Source organism: Nonomuraea sp. NPDC050404 (assembly GCF_040655495.1).
Taxonomy (GTDB): domain Bacteria; phylum Actinomycetota; class Actinomycetes; order Streptosporangiales; family Streptosporangiaceae; genus Nonomuraea.
In genome coordinates this window covers 8921-27234 of sequence record NZ_JBFAKB010000014.1, presented here as the reverse complement: position 1 = coordinate 27234, position 18314 = coordinate 8921, and the positions used below count along the sequence as shown (strand labels likewise).

Below are 18314 nucleotides of genomic sequence, written 5' to 3'. Positions count from 1 at the left end.
GGCCGGACGCCGTGATCGGGCACTCTCAAGGCGAGATCGCGGCGGCGGTGGTGGCGGGCGGATTGTCGTTGACCGATGGTGCGCGGGTTGTGGCCCTGCGGAGCCGCCTGATCGGTGAGCGGCTGGCTGGCGGTGGGGCGATGGCGTCGGTGGCGTTGCCGGTGGAGCAGGTGCGCGAACGGTTGGACGGCCGGGTGTCGGTGGCGGCGGTGAACGGGCCGGGGTCGGTGGTGGTCTCGGGTGAGGCCACGGCGGTTGAGGAGCTGGTCGAGCGGCTGAGCGGGGAGGGAGTGCGGGTTCGCCGGATCGCGGTGGACTACGCCTCGCACTCGGCTCAGGTGGACGAGATCCGAGATGAGCTGGCCGAGGCGCTGGCCGGGGTGCGGGCGCAGCCGGTCGGGGTGCCGATGTTGTCCACGGTGACCGGCGAGTGGGTGCAAGGGCCGGAGCTGGACGGCAGTTACTGGTGTGAGAATCTGCGTCGCACGGTGTCTTTCGCTCCGGCGATCGAGCAGTTGCTGGAGCAGCGGCATCGGGCGTTCGTCGAGGTGAGTCCGCATCCGGTGCTCACAGTCGGCGTCAGCGAATGCGTGGACAAGGCCGATGTCGTCGCGGTGGTGGGTGGGACGTTGCGTCGCGATGAGGGCGGCCTGGATCGGGTGCTGTTGTCGGCGGCTGAGCTGTTCGTCCGTGGTGTGAACGTGGACTGGCGGCAGGTGCTGCCGGGCGGACGCCGGATCGACCTGCCCACCTACGCCTTCCAACACCAGCGGTACTGGCCGAATGCCCGCCAGAGCGGCGATGCCCGCGTGCTCGGTCTGACATCGGCGAAGCATCCGCTGCTCGGCGCGGCCGTGGGCCTGGCCGACTCCGAGGGGGTGCTGCTGACGGGCCGGCTGTCGCTCTCCTCGCACCCGTGGCTGGCCGATCACGTCGTGGCGGGTTCGGTGCTGGTGCCGGGCAGCGTGTTCGTGGAGCTGGCGATCCGGGCGGGCGACCAGGTCGGCTGCGACCTGGTGGAAGAGCTGACCGTGGACGCGCCGCTGGTGCTGGACGAGCGGGACGCGGTCGCGGTGCAGGTGTCGGTGGGCGGGGCGCGGGAATCGGGCCACCGCAGCCTCAACGTCTACGCGCGTTCGGCGGAGGCGTCCGATGACACGCCGTGGGTGCGGCACGCCACCGGCACGCTCGCCACCGGAGGCCGTACCGCCGAACCGTTCGACACGGCGGTCTGGCCGCCGGCCGGCGCGACCGCGATCGAGCTGGGCGGGCTGTATGAGGACCTGACGGAGGAGGGTCTCGCCTACGGTCCGGCGTTCCGGGGGCTGCGCGCCGCCTGGCGCGGTTCCGGCGGTGAGGTCTTCGCCGAGGTGCGGTTGCCGGAGCAGGTCGGCGAGGCGGGTGCGTTCGGGTTGCACCCGGCGTTGCTGGACGCGGTGTCGCACGTGGCGCCGTTCGCCGGGCCGGACGACGCCGGGCGCCTGCCGTACTCGTGGGGTGAGGTGTGCCTGCACGCGGGCGGGGCGTCGGTGCTGCGGGTACGGGTGGTCAGGACCGACGGCGATGCGGTGTCGCTGGTCGCGGTGGACGCGACGGGTGCGCCGGTGATCTCGGCACGGTCGGTCGCGCTGCGGCCGGTACCCGCCGATGGGCTCGTCGTCTCCAGGGATGAGCTCTTCCGGGTGGAGTGGGTTGCGATAGGCGATCTGCCGGAGGCCGACCAGGCTCCGATGGCGCGGCTCGTCATGAGCCCGGGTGGCGCCGTGCAGGGGGATCTGTCTCCGCTGGTGGAGGCGGATCCCGTCCCGGAGGTGGTGCTGACGGAGATCGTGCCGGATCCGGTGGCCGGGGTGGTGGAGTCGGCGCATGCGCTGACCGCCCGCGTACTGGATCTGCTGCGACAGTGGCTGAGCGACGAACGTTGCGGCGACTCGACGATGGTGGTTGTCACCCGGAACGCGGTCGTGACCGGGGTGCGGGGCGAAGCCGCGCCCGACCCGGTCGCGGCGGCGGCACGGGGGCTTGTCCGCAGCGCCCAGTCGGAGAATCCGGGCCGGTTCGTCCTGATCGATGTGGACGGTCAGTCGTCGCAGGCTCTGCCCGGCATGTTGCCTGGGCTCCTGGCATCGGGCGAACCGCAGCTGGCAGTGCGCGAGGGTGCGATTAGGGTCCCGCGCCTGGCTCGCATGGCGCCGGCGCAGGAAGCGGAACGGCCGTGGAACCCGGACGGGACGGTACTGATCACTGGTGGCACCGGTGGTCTGGGCGCGCTGTTCGCGCGGCATGTGGTCGCCGAGCGTGGGGTACGGCGGCTGCTGCTCGCCGGCCGCCGGGGACCGGACGCTCCCGGGGCGCTGGAGCTGCGGGCCGAGCTGATCGCGCACGGCGCCGAGGTGGAGATCGCCGCCTGTGACATGGCCGACCGTGACCAGGTCATGGCCCTGCTGGCCGGGATCCCGGCCGCCCACCCGCTGACGGCGGTCATTCACACCGCCGGCGTGCTGGCCGACGGCACGATTCCCTCGCTGACCCCGGAACGGCTGGAGTCCGTGCTGCGGCCGAAGGTGGACGCCGTCTGGCATCTGCACGAGCTGACCAAGGATCTGGACCTGGCGGCGTTCGTGCTCTTCTCCTCGATGGCGGGCGTGATGGGCAACGCCGGTCAGGGCAACTACGCGGCGGCGAACGCGTTCCTGGACGCGCTGGCCGAGTCCCGGCGGGCGCAGGGGCTGGCCGGGCTGTCGCTGGCCTGGGGGCTTTGGGAGCAGGAGACCGGGATGACCGGTGGCCTGGGGGCGATCGAGCTGCGGCGGATGACGCGGGCGGGCATGCCGGCCCTGTCGGCCGCGCAGGGCCTGGCCGCCTTCGAGGCGGCTGCCGTTTCTGGCCGCGCGTCGGTGGTGGCCGCGCGGCTGGAGCTCGCGGCCCTGCGCATGGCCGGTCACGTGCCGCACCTGATGCGGGGCCTGGTGCGGGTGGGCCGCCGGGCGGCGGTTTCCGTCTCGGCGGGCGGGGATTCGGAGCTGGCGCGGCGCCTGGCCGGGCTGGGTGAGGGTGAACAGGTCCGGGTGGTGGCGGAGCTGGTACGCGCACAGGCCGCCGCCGTACTCGGGCACGCCGACTCCGCGGCGGTGGAGGTGCGGCGGGAGTTCCGTGAGCTGGGCTTCGACTCGCTCACTGCGGTGGAGCTGCGCAACCGGCTGAACGCGGCGACGGGGTTGAGGTTGCCGGCGACGCTGGCGTTCGACTACCCGACGCCGGTGGTGCTGGCGCAGTTCCTGGTGTCGGAGCTGCTGGGCCGGCAGGAGGCGTCCAGTGTGGTGGCCGGACCGGGGGTTGTGGTTGCGGATGATCCCGTGGTGATCGTGGGGATGAGCTGCCGGTTCCCGGGTGGGGTGGATTCGCCGGAGGATCTGTGGCGATTGCTGGTCGAGGGTGAGGATGCGATCTCGCCGGTTCCGGCTGATCGGGGCTGGGATCTGGAGATGTTGTCCGGTAACGGGCTCGACGTGCAGGGCGGGTTCCTGGCGGACGTGGCCGGGTTCGACGCCGGGTTCTTCGGGATCTCGCCGCGCGAGGCGCTGGCGATGGATCCGCAGCAGCGGTTGCTGCTGGAGGGGGTGTGGCAGGCGGTCGAGCGGGCCGGGATCGACCCCGTTTCGCTGAAGGGCAGCCCGACCGGGGTCTTCGTGGGTACGAACGGCCAGGACTACGCGAGCCTGGTCATGAACGCCGAGGCCGATGTGCAGGGGCATGCCATCACCGGTATGGCGGCCAGTGTGTTGTCCGGTCGGCTGTCGTACACGCTGGGCTTGGAGGGTCCGGCGGTGACGGTGGACACGGCGTGTTCGTCGTCGCTGGTGGCGCTGCACATGGCGGCGCAGGCGCTGCGGTCGGGTGAATGCTCGCTGGCGCTGGCGGGTGGTGTGACGGTGATGACCACCCCGCTCGGCTTCATCGGGTTCGCCGCGCAAGGGGGATTGGCCCCTGACGGCCGGTGCAAGGCGTTCGCCGACGCCGCCGACGGCACGACCTGGTCTGAGGGTGTGGGCGTGCTGGTGCTGGAGCGGCTGTCGGACGCCCAGCGCCACGGCCACCAGGTGCTGGCGGTCGTGCGGGGTTCTGCGGTTAATCAGGATGGTGCGTCGAATGGTCTGACCGCGCCGAATGGTCCTTCGCAGCAGCGAGTGATCCGGCAGGCCCTGGCCAGTGCCGGTCTGTCCCCGGACGGGGTGGACGCGGTGGAGGCGCACGGTACCGGTACGACGTTGGGTGACCCGATCGAGGCGCAGGCGCTGCTTGCCACCTATGGCAAGGACCGGGATCGTCCGCTTCTGCTTGGGGCCGTCAAGTCGAACCTCGGTCACACACAGGCGGCTGCGGGTGTGGCCGGTGTGATCAAGATGGTGCTGGCGCTGGAGAACGGAGTGCTGCCCAGGACGCTGCATGTGGACGAGCCGTCCTCGCACGTGGATTGGGCCTCTGGCGCGGTCGAGCTGCTGACCGAGCCGGTGGAGTGGCCGAAGAATGGTCATCCGCGTCGGGCGGGGGTGTCGTCGTTCGGGATCAGCGGCACCAACGCGCACGTGATCTTGGAGCAGGGGCCGCAGGTCGCCGTGGAGGAGCGGGAACCGGTCGGTGGTGTGGTGCCGTTGCTGGTGTCCGCGAGGACGGAGGAGGCGTTGCGGGCGCAGGCCGGGCGGCTGGCGTCTCACCTGAGCACCGATCTGGGGTTGGCCGACGTCGCGTTCTCACTGGCCACGACGCGGTCGGCGTTCGAGCATCGTGCGGTGGTGCTGGCGGGCGATCGTGAGGGTGCGCTCGCCGGTCTGGGTGCGGTGGCGGAGAACCGTCCGGGTGCCGGTGTCGTGCGGGGTATCGCTGGGACGGAGCCGAGGCTGGCGGTGTTGTTCACCGGTCAGGGGAGCCAGCTGGCGGGGATGGGCCGGGAGTTGTATGACCGGTTCCCGGTGTTCGTCGAGGCTCTGGATGAGGTGATCGCGGAGCTGGATCCGTTGTTGGAGGGGTCGCTGCGGGAGGTTTTGTTCTCCGATTCGGAGGCGTTGGATCAGACGGGGTGGGCGCAGCCGGCGTTGTTCGCGCTGGAGACGGCCCTGTTCCGGCTGATCGGCGTTCGGCCGGAGGTGCTGGCCGGTCACTCGATCGGGGAGATCACCGCGGCGCATGTGGCCGGGGTGCTGTCGCTGGCCGATGCGTGCGTTCTGGTGGCGGCGCGGGCGCGGTTGATGCAGGCGCTTCCTGCGGGTGGGGCGATGGTGGTCGTGCAGGCCGCGGAAGAGCAGGTCGCCGGGCTACTGGTCGGGCGGGAGCACGAGGTCTCGATTGCGGCGGTGAACGGCCCGGCCTCCACCGTGATCTCCGGCGTCGAGCAGGCTGTCCTTGAGGTGGCCGATGCGCTGGGGGTGAAGTCGCGGCGGTTGCGAGTCTCGCACGCGTTCCACTCGCCGCTGATGGACCCGATGCTGGAAGACTTCCGCACCCTGGCGAGCAGGCTCACCTACAACCCGCCGCAGATCCCGATCGTGTCCACTCTTACCGGTGAGCCGGCCACGGCCGAGCAGTTGTGCTCCCCGGACTACTGGGTGGACCAGGTGCGCGGCGCGGTTCGCTTCGCCGACGCCGTTCGAGCGCTGCGTGCGCAAGGCGTACGGGCTTGTCTGGAGTTGGGTCCTGATGGGGTGCTGACCGCGATGGCCGCCGACATCGTGGACCCGGAGGTGGCGCTGGTATCGGCGCTGCGCAGGGATCGGGACGAGCACGAGGCCGTCACCGAGGCGCTGGCCCGCCTGCACGTGCATGGCGTGCCGGTGAACTGGGAGACCGTGCTGCCGCGCGGGCGCCGGGTCGAGCTGCCCACCTACGCCTTCCAGCACGAGCGATACTGGCCGGAGCCCGGCGTACCCGCCAGGAGCGCAGCCGGGGCCGATCCGGTGGACGCGGAGTTCTGGGCCACCATCGAGCGCGAGGACATCCGGTCCCTCGCGGCACGCCTGGACGTGGAGCAGGAGACGCTCGGCGCGGTGCTGCCGGCGCTGACCTCGTGGCGGCGGACCCGACGGGAGACCTCCGTCGCCGACTCCTGGCGATACCGCGTCATCTGGAAGCCGCTGACCAGCGTCTCGGCCGCCGTCGTGCCCGGCTCCTGGTTGCTGGTCGTGCCCGCCGAGCTGGCGGGCGACGCCTGGGTGGAGTCCGTGGCGGAGGTCTTCGGGCCGTCGGCCGTACGGCTGGAGGTGTTCGCGCAGGACCGGGCCGCGCTCGCCGAGCAGGTACGTGAGCGCCTTGGCACCGGAGCGGAACCGGCCGGAGTGGTGTCGTTGCTGGCGCTGCGTGAGGCGGAGGTCTCGGACGGGCCGACGCTGACGACGACCCTGTTGCAGGCGCTCGGCGACGCCGGTGTCGAGGCGCCGTTGTGGTGCGTCACGAAGGGCGCGGTCTCGACCGGCCGGTCCGACACGGCGCCGAGCCCCGCCCAGGCCGGAGTATGGGGACTTGGCAGAGTGGCCGCGCTGGAGCACCCCCACCGGTGGGGCGGCCTGATCGACCTTCCCCAGGTGCTGGACCAGCGGGTGGTGACCTGGCTGGCGGGGGTGCTCACCGTGCCCGGCGCGGAGGACCAGGTGGCGATCCGCCCGACCGGCGTCTACGGCCGCAGGCTCGCCCATGCCCCGCACCGCGGCACCGAGGCCACGCCGAGCCCGCGCGGCACGGTCCTGATCACCGGTGGCACGGGCGCGCTCGGCGCTCACGTGGCCCGGTGGCTGGCCGCCCAGGGCGTCGAACGTCTCGTACTCACCAGCAGGCGGGGAATGGACGCCGCCGGAGCGGCCGAGCTGCGCGACGAGCTCACCACGCTGGGCGCCCAGGTCACCGTCGCCGCGTGCGACGCGGCCGACGCGGACGCGCTCGCCGCCGTACTGGCCGGCATCCCGGCCGAGCACCCGCTGACCGGGGTCGTGCACGCCGCCGGCATCAGCCCGGCCAGCAGCCTGGACGGGCTGGACGCCGCCGAGCTCGCCGAGGTCATGCGGGCCAAGGTCGTCGGCGCGCTGAACCTCGACGCGCTGCTGGGCGACCGCGAACTCGACTTCTTCGTCCTGTTCTCCTCGATCGCCGCCGTGTGGGGCAGCGGCGGCCAGGCCGCCTACGCCGCCGCCAACGCCTGCCTCGACGCCCTCGCCGAACGGCGGCGGGCCCGCGGAGCCGCGGCGACTTCGGTGGCGTGGGGCCCGTGGGCCGGGGACGGCATGGCCGCCGCCGACGGGGCACAGGACTACCTGTCCCGGCGTGGCGTACGGGCGATGGCGGCGGAGACGGCCGTCACCGCGCTGTGGCGGGCGGTCGTGCAGCGCGATGCGAGCGTGGCGGTCGCGGACATCGCCTGGGAGCGGTTCGCCCCGACGTTCACGGCCGTACGGCAGAGCGCGCTGCTCGGCGACCTGCCGGAGGTGCTGAGCCTGGCCGAGGCGCGCCGTGCCGTACGGGAAGGAGAGCGGTCGGCCGCCACCGAGCTGCGGGAACGGCTAACGGAACTGACGGCGGACGAACGGACGCAGAACCTGCGTGACCTGGTCCGCGAGCAGGTGGCCATGGTGCTGCGGCATCCCGGCACGGAAACGATCGGGACCGAGCGGGCCTTCAAGGACCTCGGGTTCGACTCGCTGACCGCCGTCGAACTCCGCAACGCGCTCCAGTCCGCGACCGGCCTGAACCTGTCGGCGACGATGGTCTTCGACTATCCGACGCCGGCCGTCCTGGCCGACCACCTGCTGGCCGAGCTGCTGGGCGAGCAGGCACCGGCCGGGGGGCCGGCGGTGGTGGCGCCGGTGGCGGACGACCCGATCGTGATCGTGTCGATGGCCTGCCGCTATCCGGGCGGGGTGAGCTCTCCCGAGGACCTGTGGCGGCTGGTCGCCGACGGCCAGGACGCCATCTCCCCGCTGCCACGGGACCGGGGCTGGCAGGCGCGCGGCGAACTGGACTTCCAGGGCGGATTCCTCTCCGACGCGGCCGAGTTCGACCCCGCGTTCTTCGGGATCTCGCCGCGTGAGGCGCTGGCGATGGACCCGCAGCAGCGGTTGTTGCTTGAGGTGTCGTGGGAGGCGTTCGAGCGGGCCGGGATCGACCCGGTGTCGCTGCGCGGCAGCCGTACCGGCGTGTTCGCCGGGGTGATCTACCACGACTACGGGACGAGCGCCGAGTTCCCGCCGGACGCGATGACCTTCGTCAGCAACGGCAGCGCGGGGAGCGTCGTCACCGGTCGTGTCGCTTACGCGTTGGGCCTGGAAGGGCCGGCGGTGACGGTGGACACCGCGTGCTCGTCGTCGCTGGTGGCGATGCACATGGCGGCGCAGGCCCTGCGGTCGGGTGAGTGCTCGCTGGCGCTGGCGGGTGGCGTGACGGTGATGGCGTCGCCGCTGGTGTTCGTCGATTTCAGCGGTCAGGGCGGGCTGGCTGCTGACGGTCGTTGCAAGGCGTTCTCCGATGCGGCGGACGGTACGACCTGGTCCGAGGGTGTGGGCTTGGTGGTGCTGGAGCGGCTGTCGGACGCGCAGCGCAACGGGCATCAGGTTCTGGCGGTCATGCGTGGTTCTGCGGTCAACCAGGACGGTGCGTCGAACGGTCTGACCGCGCCGAACGGTCCTTCACAGCAGCGGGTGATCCGGCAGGCGCTGGCGGCTGCGGGTTCCACCCCTGATGGGGTGGATGCGGTCGAGGCGCACGGTACGGGTACGACGCTGGGTGACCCGATCGAGGCTCAGGCGTTGCTGGCGACGTATGGTCAGGATCGTGATCGGCCGTTGTTGCTGGGGTCGATCAAGTCGAACATCGGTCATACGCAGGCGGCTGCGGGTGTCGCGGGTGTGATCAAGATGGTCATGGCGATGCGGCATGGTGTGCTGCCTCGGACGCTGCATGTGGACGAGCCGTCGTCGCACGTGGAGTGGGCCTCTGGTGCGGTGGAGCTGCTGAGGGAGCCGGTGGAGTGGCCGGAGGTCGGGCGTTCGCGCCGGGTGGGTGTTTCGTCGTTCGGGGTCAGTGGCACCAACGCGCACCTGATCCTGGAGCAGGGGCCGGGGACAGCGCAGACCGAGTCGTTCGTGCCGGCCACGGCTGTGGTGCCGTGGGTGGTGTCGGGCAAGTCGGAGGAGGCGCTGCGGGGTCAGGCGGGTCGGTTGGCTTCGCATGTTGACGCGCTGAGTGATCTGGATGTGGGTTTCTCGCTGGTGACGACGCGGTCTCTGTTCGAGCATCGTGCGGTGGTGGTCGGCGGAGACCGCGAAGGACTGCTGGCGGGCCTGGAAGCGGTCCAGGCCGGAGGGCCGGGAGTGGTCCGGGGTGTGGCCGACGTCGAGGGCCGGATGGTGTGGGTGTTCCCCGGCCAGGGCGCGCAGTGGGTGGGCATGGGCGCGGCGCTGTTGGAGGAGTCGGGGGTGTTCGCGGCGCGGATGGCGGAGTGCGCGGCGGCTTTGGAGCCGTTCGTGGACTGGTCATTGCTGGACGTGGTCCGGGGCGCGCAAGGGCTGGATCGGGTGGATGTCGTCCAGCCGGTGTCGTTCGCGGTGATGGTGTCGCTGGCTGCGGTGTGGGAGTCGCTGGGCCTTCGCCCGGACGCCGTGGTCGGCCACTCTCAAGGTGAGATCGCGGCAGCGGTGGTGGCGGGTGGATTGTCGTTGTCCGATGGCGCGCGGGTGGTGGCCCTGCGGAGCCGTCTGATCGGTGAGCGGCTGTCCGGTCGTGGCGTGATGTTGTCGGTGATGGCCGGGGCGGAGCAGGTCCGCCAAGTATTGGCCGAGGAAGGGTTGCTGGATCGGTTGGCGGTCGCGGCGGTGAACGGGCCCCGGGTGGTGACGGTGGCCGGTGACCCTGACGCGATGCGGCTGCTGGAGCGGCGTCTGTCGGCCGATGGGGTGATGCGCCTTCAGCTGGCCGGAGCGGACTTCGCTGCGCATTCGCCGCAGGTTGAGGTGTTGCGAGAGGAGTTGCTGGCGGCTTTGGCGCCTGTGGCGCCGCGCACCGCTCAGGTGCCGATGTTGTCGACGGCGACCGGGCAGTGGTTGGACGGTACGGAGTTGGATGCGGGCTACTGGTACGAGAACGTGCGCGGCACGGTGGAGTTCGGGCCTGCGATTGAGCGGTTGCTGGAGGAGCGGTATCGGGCGTTCGTTGAGGTGGGTCCGCATCCGCTGTTGATGCTGGGGATTGAGCAGGCGGTGGACGCGGCGGATGTCACCGCGGTGGTGGCCGGGACGTTGCGTTCCGGTGAGGGTGGGCTGCACCGGGTGCTGACGTCGGCGGCTGAGTTGTTCGTCCGCGGTGTGCGGGTGGACTGGCAGAACGTGCTGGAAGGCGGTTGCCGGGTCGCACTGCCGACGTACGCGTTCCAGCGTCAGAGGTTCTGGCCGGGGCCGCGACGGGGCGGCGATGCTGGTGCCCTTGGTCAGGCGGCGACGGGGCATCCGCTGCTGGGTGCGGCTGTGGGGTTGGCCGGTTCGGATGGGGTGCTGCTGACGGGGCGCTTGTCGCTCGCCTCGCAGCCGTGGCTGGCTGATCATGTGGTGGCGGGTTCGGTCGTGGTGCCGGGCAGCCTGTTCGTGGAGCTGGCGATCCGGGCGGGTGACCAGGTCGGCTGTGACCTGGTGGAAGAGCTCACCTTGGATGCGCCGCTGGTGCTGGGCGAGCATGAGGCGGTCGCGGTGCAGGTGTCGGTCGAAGAGGCGCAGGAGTCGGGTCGCCGGACGGTGAACGTCTACGCGCGTTCCACCGATGACGTGCCGTGGGTGCGGCATGCCACGGGTGTGCTGTCGGCCGGTGGTGTGGACGCGGGGTCGTTCGATGCGGCGGTGTGGCCGCCGGCCGGGGCGTCCGCGATCGAGCTGGACGGGCTGTATGAGGACCTGGCGGAATACGGGCCTGCGTTCCAGGGGCTGAGGGCTGCTTGGCGGGGGGCGGACGGTGTGGTGTTCGCTGAGGTTGAGCTGCCGGAGCAGGTGTCGGGGGCCGGATTCGGGCTGCACCCGGCGTTGCTGGATGCGGCGCTGCATGCGGTGAGCTTTGCCGGGCTGAATGCGACTGATCGCAGCCGGATTCCGCTGTCATGGGGTGAAGTGTGCTTGCACGCGTCCGGTGCGTCGGTGCTGCGGGTGCGGTTGGTGCGGACGGGTGGCGAGTCGGTGTCGCTGGTGGCGGTGGACGCGTCTGGTGCGTCGGTGGTGTCGGCTGGGTCGGTGACGCTGCGGCCGGTTCCGGCCGAGTGGGCTGCGGCGGGGTCTTCTGGTCGGGATGCGTTGTTCGGGGTGGAGTGGGTTCCGGCGAGTCTGCCGGTGGCCGAGCCGGTGCCGGTCGCCGTGCTGGGCATCGAGACCGCTGGGGAATCTGCGCCGGTATATGAGGATCTGCTGTCGTTGGCCGGGGCCGATCGGGTGCCGGGCGTGGTGGTGGCACAGGTGGTGTCGGATCCGGCGGTCGGGGCGGCAGAGTCGGCGCATGTGTTGACCGCTCGCGTGCTCGCCCTGTTGCAAGAGTGGCTGGCCGACGACCGGTTGGCTGATTCGCGGCTGGTGGTGGTGACTCGGGGCGCGGTCGCGGTGGGTGATGGTGAGGCGGTCGCCGATCTGGCGGGTGCGGCGGTGTGGGGTTTGGTGCGGTCGGCGCAGTCGGAGAATCCGGGCCGGTTTGTGCTGGTGGATGTCGATGAGGGTTCGGTGCCGGCTGAGGTGCTGGCCTCTGGTGAGCCGCAGGTGGCGGTGCGCAGGAGTGAGGTGAGTGTTCCTCGGCTGATGCGGGTGCGGCCGGATTCCGAGGCCGTTGGGGTGTGGGATCCGGAGGGGACGGTGTTGATCACCGGGGGTACCGGTGGTCTGGGTGCGTTGTTCGCGCGGCATGTGGTGGCCGAGCGCGGCATCAGGCATCTGCTGTTGACCAGTCGGCGGGGTCTGGAGGCTCCGGGTGCGGTGGAGTTGCGGGCCGAGCTGATCGCGCACGGCGCTGAGGTGGAGATTGTCGCCTGTGACGTCTCCGATCGTGATCAGGTGGTGTCTCTGCTGGCTGGAGTGGATTCGGATCATCCGTTGACGGCGGTGATTCACACGGCTGGTGTGCTGGCCGACGGCACGATCCCGTCGCTGACGGCGGAGGGGCTGGGGTCGGTGTTGCGGCCGAAGGTGGACGCCGCGTGGCATCTGCATGAGCTGACCCGGGACCTGGACCTGGCCGGGTTCGTGGTGTTCTCTTCCTTCGCCGGAGTGATCGGCAACGCGGGTCAGGGCAACTACGCGGCGGCGAACACGTTCCTGGACGCGCTCGTTCAGTCGCGTCGTGCTGCGGGTCTGCCGGGCCTGTCGCTGGCTTGGGCGTTGTGGGCGCAGGAAACCGGGATGAGCAGCGGGTTGGGGGAGGTTGATCTGCGGCGGATGGCGCGGGCCGGGATGCCTGCATTGTCGGCGGAGCAGGGGCTGGCCGCGTTCGAGACGTGCCTGGCGATGGATCGTGCGGTGGTGGCGGTGGCGCGGATGGATCTGTCGGTGTTGCGGGCGGTTCCCGAGGTGCCGCATCTGCTGCGGGGGCTGGTGCGTGCCGGTCGCCGGGTGGCGGTTTCCGCGTCGGCGGGCGGGGACGCTGAGCTGGTGCGGCAGCTGGCGGGGTTGGAGAGGGCCGGGCAGGTTCGGCTGGTGCTGGAGTTGGTGCGGGCGCAGGCGGCGGTGGTGCTGGGGCACGCGTCGGCGGATGCGGTTCAGGCGGGGCGGGAGTTCCGCGAGCTGGGCTTCGACTCGCTCACCGCGATCGAACTGCGTAACCGGCTCAACGTCGCGACAGGGCTGAGGTTGCCGGCGACGTTGGTGTTCGACTATCCGACGCCGGTGGTGTTGGCGGAGTTCGTGTTGTCGGAGCTGCTGGGTCGTCAGGACCTGGACGCGGTGTCGGGTGTGGTGGCCGGGCCGAGAGCTGTGGTGGCGGACGATCCGGTGGTGATCGTGGGGATGAGTTGCCGATTCCCGGGTGGGGTGGATTCGCCGGAGGATCTGTGGCGGCTGCTGGTCGAGGGCGGCGACGCGATCTCGCCGGTCCCGGCCGACCGGGGCTGGGATCTGGAGATGTTGTCCGGGATGGGCGTGGACGTCCAGGGCGGGTTCCTGGCGGATGGAGTGGGGTTCGACGCCGGGTTCTTCCGAATTTCGCCGCGTGAGGCGCTGGCGATGGATCCGCAGCAGCGGTTGTTGCTGGAGACCTCCTGGGAGGCGGTCGAGCGGGCCGGGATCGATCCGGTCTCGCTGAAGGGCAGCCCGACCGGGGTGTTCGTGGGGACCAGCGGCCAGGACTACGCGAGTCTCGTCGTGAGTGCTCAGGCAGATGTGCGGGGTCATGGCGTCACGGGTCTGGCGGCCAGTGTGTTGTCGGGGCGGCTGTCGTACACGCTGGGCTTGGAGGGTCCGGCGGTGACGGTGGACACGGCGTGCTCGTCGTCGCTGGTGGCGCTGCACATGGCGGCGCAGGCGCTGCGGTCGGGTGAATGCTCGCTGGCGCTGGTCGGTGGTGTCACGGTGATGACCACCTCGTTGGGGTTCATCGGGTTCAGCGCGCAGGGTGGGTTGTCCCCTGATGGCCGGTGCAAGGCATTCTCCGATGCCGCCGACGGCACCAGTTGGGGCGAGGGCGTGGGCGTGTTGGTGTTGGAGCGGCTGTCGGATGCGCGCCGCAACGGTCACCAGGTGCTGGCGGTCGTGCGCGGGTCGGCGGTGAACCAGGACGGTGCTTCCAATGGCCTGACCGCGCCGAATGGTCCTTCGCAGCAGCGAGTGATCCGCCAAGCGCTGGCCAGCGCGGGTCTGTCGCCAGTCGAGGTGGACGCAGTGGAGGCGCACGGTACCGGTACGACGTTGGGTGACCCGATCGAGGCGCAGGCGCTGCTTGCCACCTATGGCAAGGAACGGGATCGTCCGCTTCTGCTTGGGGCCGTCAAGTCGAACATCGGGCACACGCAGGCGGCTGCGGGTGTGGCGGGTGTTATCAAGATGGTGCAGGCGATGCGGCACGGCCTGCTGCCCAAGACCCTGCACGTGGACGAGCCGTCCTCGCACGTGGACTGGTCGGCGGGTGCGGTGGAGTTGCTGACCGAGCCGGTGGAGTGGCCGGAGGCCGGTCATCCGCGTCGGGCGGGGGTGTCGTCGTTCGGGATCAGTGGCACCAACGCGCACGTGATCTTGGAGCAAGGGCCGGCAGCAGAGCTAGCTTCGCAGGGCCAGGAGCCGGGTGTGGTGCCGTTGCTGGTGTCCGCGAGGACGGAAGAGGCGTTGCGGGCACAGGCGACGCGCCTTCTGGAGCAGGTGGAGGAAGCGAGTGAAACGGCCGTAGCCGATCTCGCGTTCTCGTTGGCCACGACGCGATCGGTGTTTGAGCATCGCGCGGTGGTGCTGGCGAGTGATCGTGAGGGTGCTCTCGTTGGTCTGGGCGCGGTGGCCGAGGATCTGCCGGGTGCCGTGTGCGGAGTGGCCGGGTCGGAGCCGAGGCTGGCGGTGTTGTTCGCTGGTCAGGGGAGTCAGCGGGCGGGGATGGGGCGGGAGTTGTATGCCCGGTTCCCGGTGTTCGCGGCGGCTTTGGATGAGGTGGTCGCGGAGCTGGGTGGTTCGTTGCGGGAGGTGTTGTTCTCCGATTCGGAGGCGTTGGATCTGACGGGGTGGGCGCAGCCGGCGTTGTTCGCGTTGGAGACGGCGCTGTTCCGGTTGGTGGAGTCGTGGGGTGTGCGGCCTGAGGTGCTGGTCGGTCATTCGATCGGGGAGATTACGGCGGCGCATGTGGCAGGGGTGTTGTCGCTGGCTGACGCGTGTGCGTTGGTGGCCGCTCGGGCGCGGTTGATGCAGGCGCTTCCTGAGGGTGGCGCGATGGTGGCGGTGCAGGCCGCCGAGGAGGACGTAACCGCCCTGCTAGCCGAGAAGGATGTCGCCGCTCTGCTGGCCGAGGAGGGTGTCGGCCTGTCGGCCGGGCGTCAGGGTGCGGTGGCGATCGCGGCGGTGAACGGTCCGGCCTCCACCGTGATCTCCGGGGAAGAGCAGGCGGTGCTCAAGCTGACCGCCGTCCTTGAGCAGCGCGGCGTGAAGACACGGCGGTTGCGGGTGTCGCATGCGTTCCATTCGCCGTTGATGGACCCGATGCTGGAAGACTTCCGCGCCGTGGCCGCGACGCTCACCTACAACCCACCGCGCATCCCGATCGTGTCCACGTTGACCGGGGAGACAGCCGAGCGGTTGTGCTCGCCGGACTACTGGGTGGAGCAGGTGCGGGGCGCGGTGCGGTTCGCCGATGCCATCCGTACTCTCCAAGGTCAGGGCGTGGGGGCGTACCTGGAGCTGGGTCCTGATGGGGTGTTGACCGCGATGGCCGCCGACACCGTGGATGTGGTGCCGGCGTTGCGTAAGGATCGCGACGAGCCGACGGCGATGCTCGCGGCGCTGGCTGCCCTGCATGTGCGTGGGGTGCCGGTGAACTGGGCAGCGGTGGTGCCGGGTGGTCGGCGGGTGGAGTTGCCGACGTATCCGTTCGAGCATCGGCGGTACTGGCCGGAGCGGGCCGGGTCTGGTGCGGGGAATGTGGCGGCGGCAGGGCTCGCTTCCACGGATCATCCGCTGCTGGGTGCGGCTGTGGGGCTGGCCGGTTCGGATGGGGTGCTGCTGACGGGTCGGTTGTCGCTCGCCTCGCATTCGTGGCTGGCTGATCATGTGGTGTCGGGTTCGGTGGTGGTGCCGGGCAGCGTGTTCGTGGAACTGGCGATCCGGGCCGGTGACCAGGTCGGCTGCGACCTGGTGGAGGAGCTCGCCGTGGAGGCGCCGCTGGTGCTGGGTGAGTGGGATGCGGTCGCGGTGCAGGTGTCGGTGGGAGAGGCGCAGGAGTCGGGTCGGCGGACGGTGAGCGTGTACGCGCGTCCGGCCAAGGGCGATGACGACCGGCCGTGGGTGCGGCATGCGACCGGTGTACTGGCGTCCGGTGGTGTGGACGCGGCCTCGTTCGATGCGGCGGTGTGGCCGCCGGCCGACGCGACCGCGATCGAGCTGGACGGGCTGTATGAGGACCTGGCGGCGGAAAGCCTCGCATACGGTCCCGCGTTCCAGGGGTTGCGGGCTGCCTGGCAGCGTGATGGTGAGATCTTCGCTGAGGTTGCGCTGCCCGAGCAGGTGTCGGCGGCCGGTTTCGGGCTGCATCCGGCGTTGCTGGACGCGGCGTTGCAGGCGGTGATCTTCGCCGGGGTCGGCGATGCGAAGGTGCCGTTGTCGTGGGGCGGGGTGTGTCTGCACGCGTCCGGCGCTTCGGCGCTGCGGGTGCGGTTGGTGCGGACGAGTGGCGACTCGGTGTCGCTGACGGCAGTGGATGGCTCTGGTACGCCGGTGGTCTCGGCTCGCTCGGTGACGTTGCGGCCGGTCTCGGCTGATGAGCCGGCGGTGTCCGGCGGTCGCGGTGCGGGTTGGGATGCGTTGTTCGGGGTGGAGTGGGTGGCGGCTGGCCTGCCGGTGGCCGACCCGGTGCCGTTCGCGGTGCTTGGTGCGGACGCGCTGGGCATGGAGTCCGCTCCGAGGAATGGCAGAAAGCATGTCTCCGTGGCGTTGGTGGAGGTCGTCTCGGATCCGGTGGATGAGCCGGTGGAGTCGGCGCATGCGTTGACCGCTCGCGTGCTCGCCGTGTTGCAGGGGTGGCTGGCCGATGACCAGTACGCCGATTCGCGCCTGGTGGTGGCCACCCGAGGCGCGGTGGGGTCGGGTGATCTCGCGGGTGCGGCGGTGTGGGGTCTGGTGCGGTCGGCGCAGTCGGAGAATCCGGGCCGGTTCGTGCTGGTGGACCTCGATGAGGGTTTGATCTCAGCTGAGCTGCTGGGCGGGGTGCTGGCCTCCGGCGAGCCACAGGTGGCGGTGCGGGGCGACGAGGTGAGGGTTCCTCGGTTGGTGCGGGTGCGGCCGGATGCCGAGCCCGCCGAGGCGTGGGATCCGGAAGGAACGGTGCTGATCACCGGGGGTACCGGTGGTCTGGGCGCGTTGTTCGCGCGGCATGTGCCGGCCGAGCGTGGGGTACGCCGTCTGCTGCTGACCAGCCGGCGGGGCCCGGAGGCTCCGGGCGCGGTGGAGTTGCAGGCCGAGCTGATCGCGCACGGCGCGGAGGTCGAGATCGTCGCCTGTGACATGTCCGATCGGGATCAGGTGGCGTCTCTGCTGGCCGGGATAGACCCGGACCACCCGTTGACGGCGGTGATCCACACCGCCGGCGTGCTGGCCGACGGCACGATCCCATCGCTGACGGCCGAAGGGTTGGGGTCGGTGTTGCGGCCGAAGGTGGACGCCGCCTGGCATCTGCACGAACTGACCCAGGACCTGGACCTGGCCGGGTTCGTGATGTTCTCATCGATGGCCGGTGTTGTGGGTGCTCCCGGTCAGGGCAACTACGCGGCGGCGAACACGTTCCTGGACGCGCTGGCCGAGCACCGGCGGGCACAGGGGCTGCCGGCATTGTCCATGGCCTGGGGAGCCTGGTCACAGGACCACGGCATGACCGGCACCTTGGGCGAGATCGAAATGCGCCGGATCGCCCGGACGGGGATGCCCCCGCTGTCGGCCGAGCTGGGACTGGCCGCGTTCGAGGCGGCCTCCGCGTCGGACCGGCCGATGATGGTGGCGGTACCGCTGGACGTGGCGCCGCTGCGCGGTCTTCCCGAGGTGCCGCATCTGCTGCGGGGCCTGGTGCGGGCGGGCCGCCGGTCGGCGGCCGCCGCCCCGACGGGCGCTCACCTGACCGACCGGCTGGCGGGGCTGGAGCAGGCCGAACAGGTCCAGCTGGTACTGGAGCTGGTACGCGCCCAGGCGGCGGCGGTCCTGGGACACGACTCGGCGGACGCGATCCAGCCCGGCCGGGAGTTCCGCGAGCTGGGCTTCGACTCACTCACCACGGTCGAACTGCGCAACCGGCTGAACGCCGCGACAGGACTGCGGCTGACGGCCACGCTCATCTTCGACTACCCCACCCCGGCAAGCCTCGCCGAACACCTCCTGGCGGAGATCGCCCCCGGAAAGACCAAGGCCACGGAGCTGTCGTTGCTGGCCGATCTCAACCGCGTCGAGACCGCTCTGTCCGACGACGAGCTCGACGAGCCGGCCAGGAACGCGATCGTCACCCGGCTGCGGCAGGTGCTGGCGAAGGTGGGCGAGGGCGCCACGGAAACTAGTGAAATCGCGGTAACCGACGTGCTCAAATCGGCGAGTACCAAGGACATCCTCGGCTTCATCGAAAGCGAACTGGGCCGCCTGAAGGACATCTGA

General features: G+C 70.8%; 1 protein-coding gene (cut by a window edge). It reads left to right on the top strand.

Annotated features, from left to right (window positions below; translation table 11 throughout):
* Window positions 1-18314, top strand: partial view of a type I polyketide synthase gene (locus AB0I81_RS34540; RefSeq protein ID WP_360665420.1) — the end only. It extends 28390 nt beyond the left edge of the window; the window shows 18314 of its 46704 coding nt (coding positions 28391-46704); the start codon falls outside the window, past its left edge; the stop codon is at window positions 18312-18314.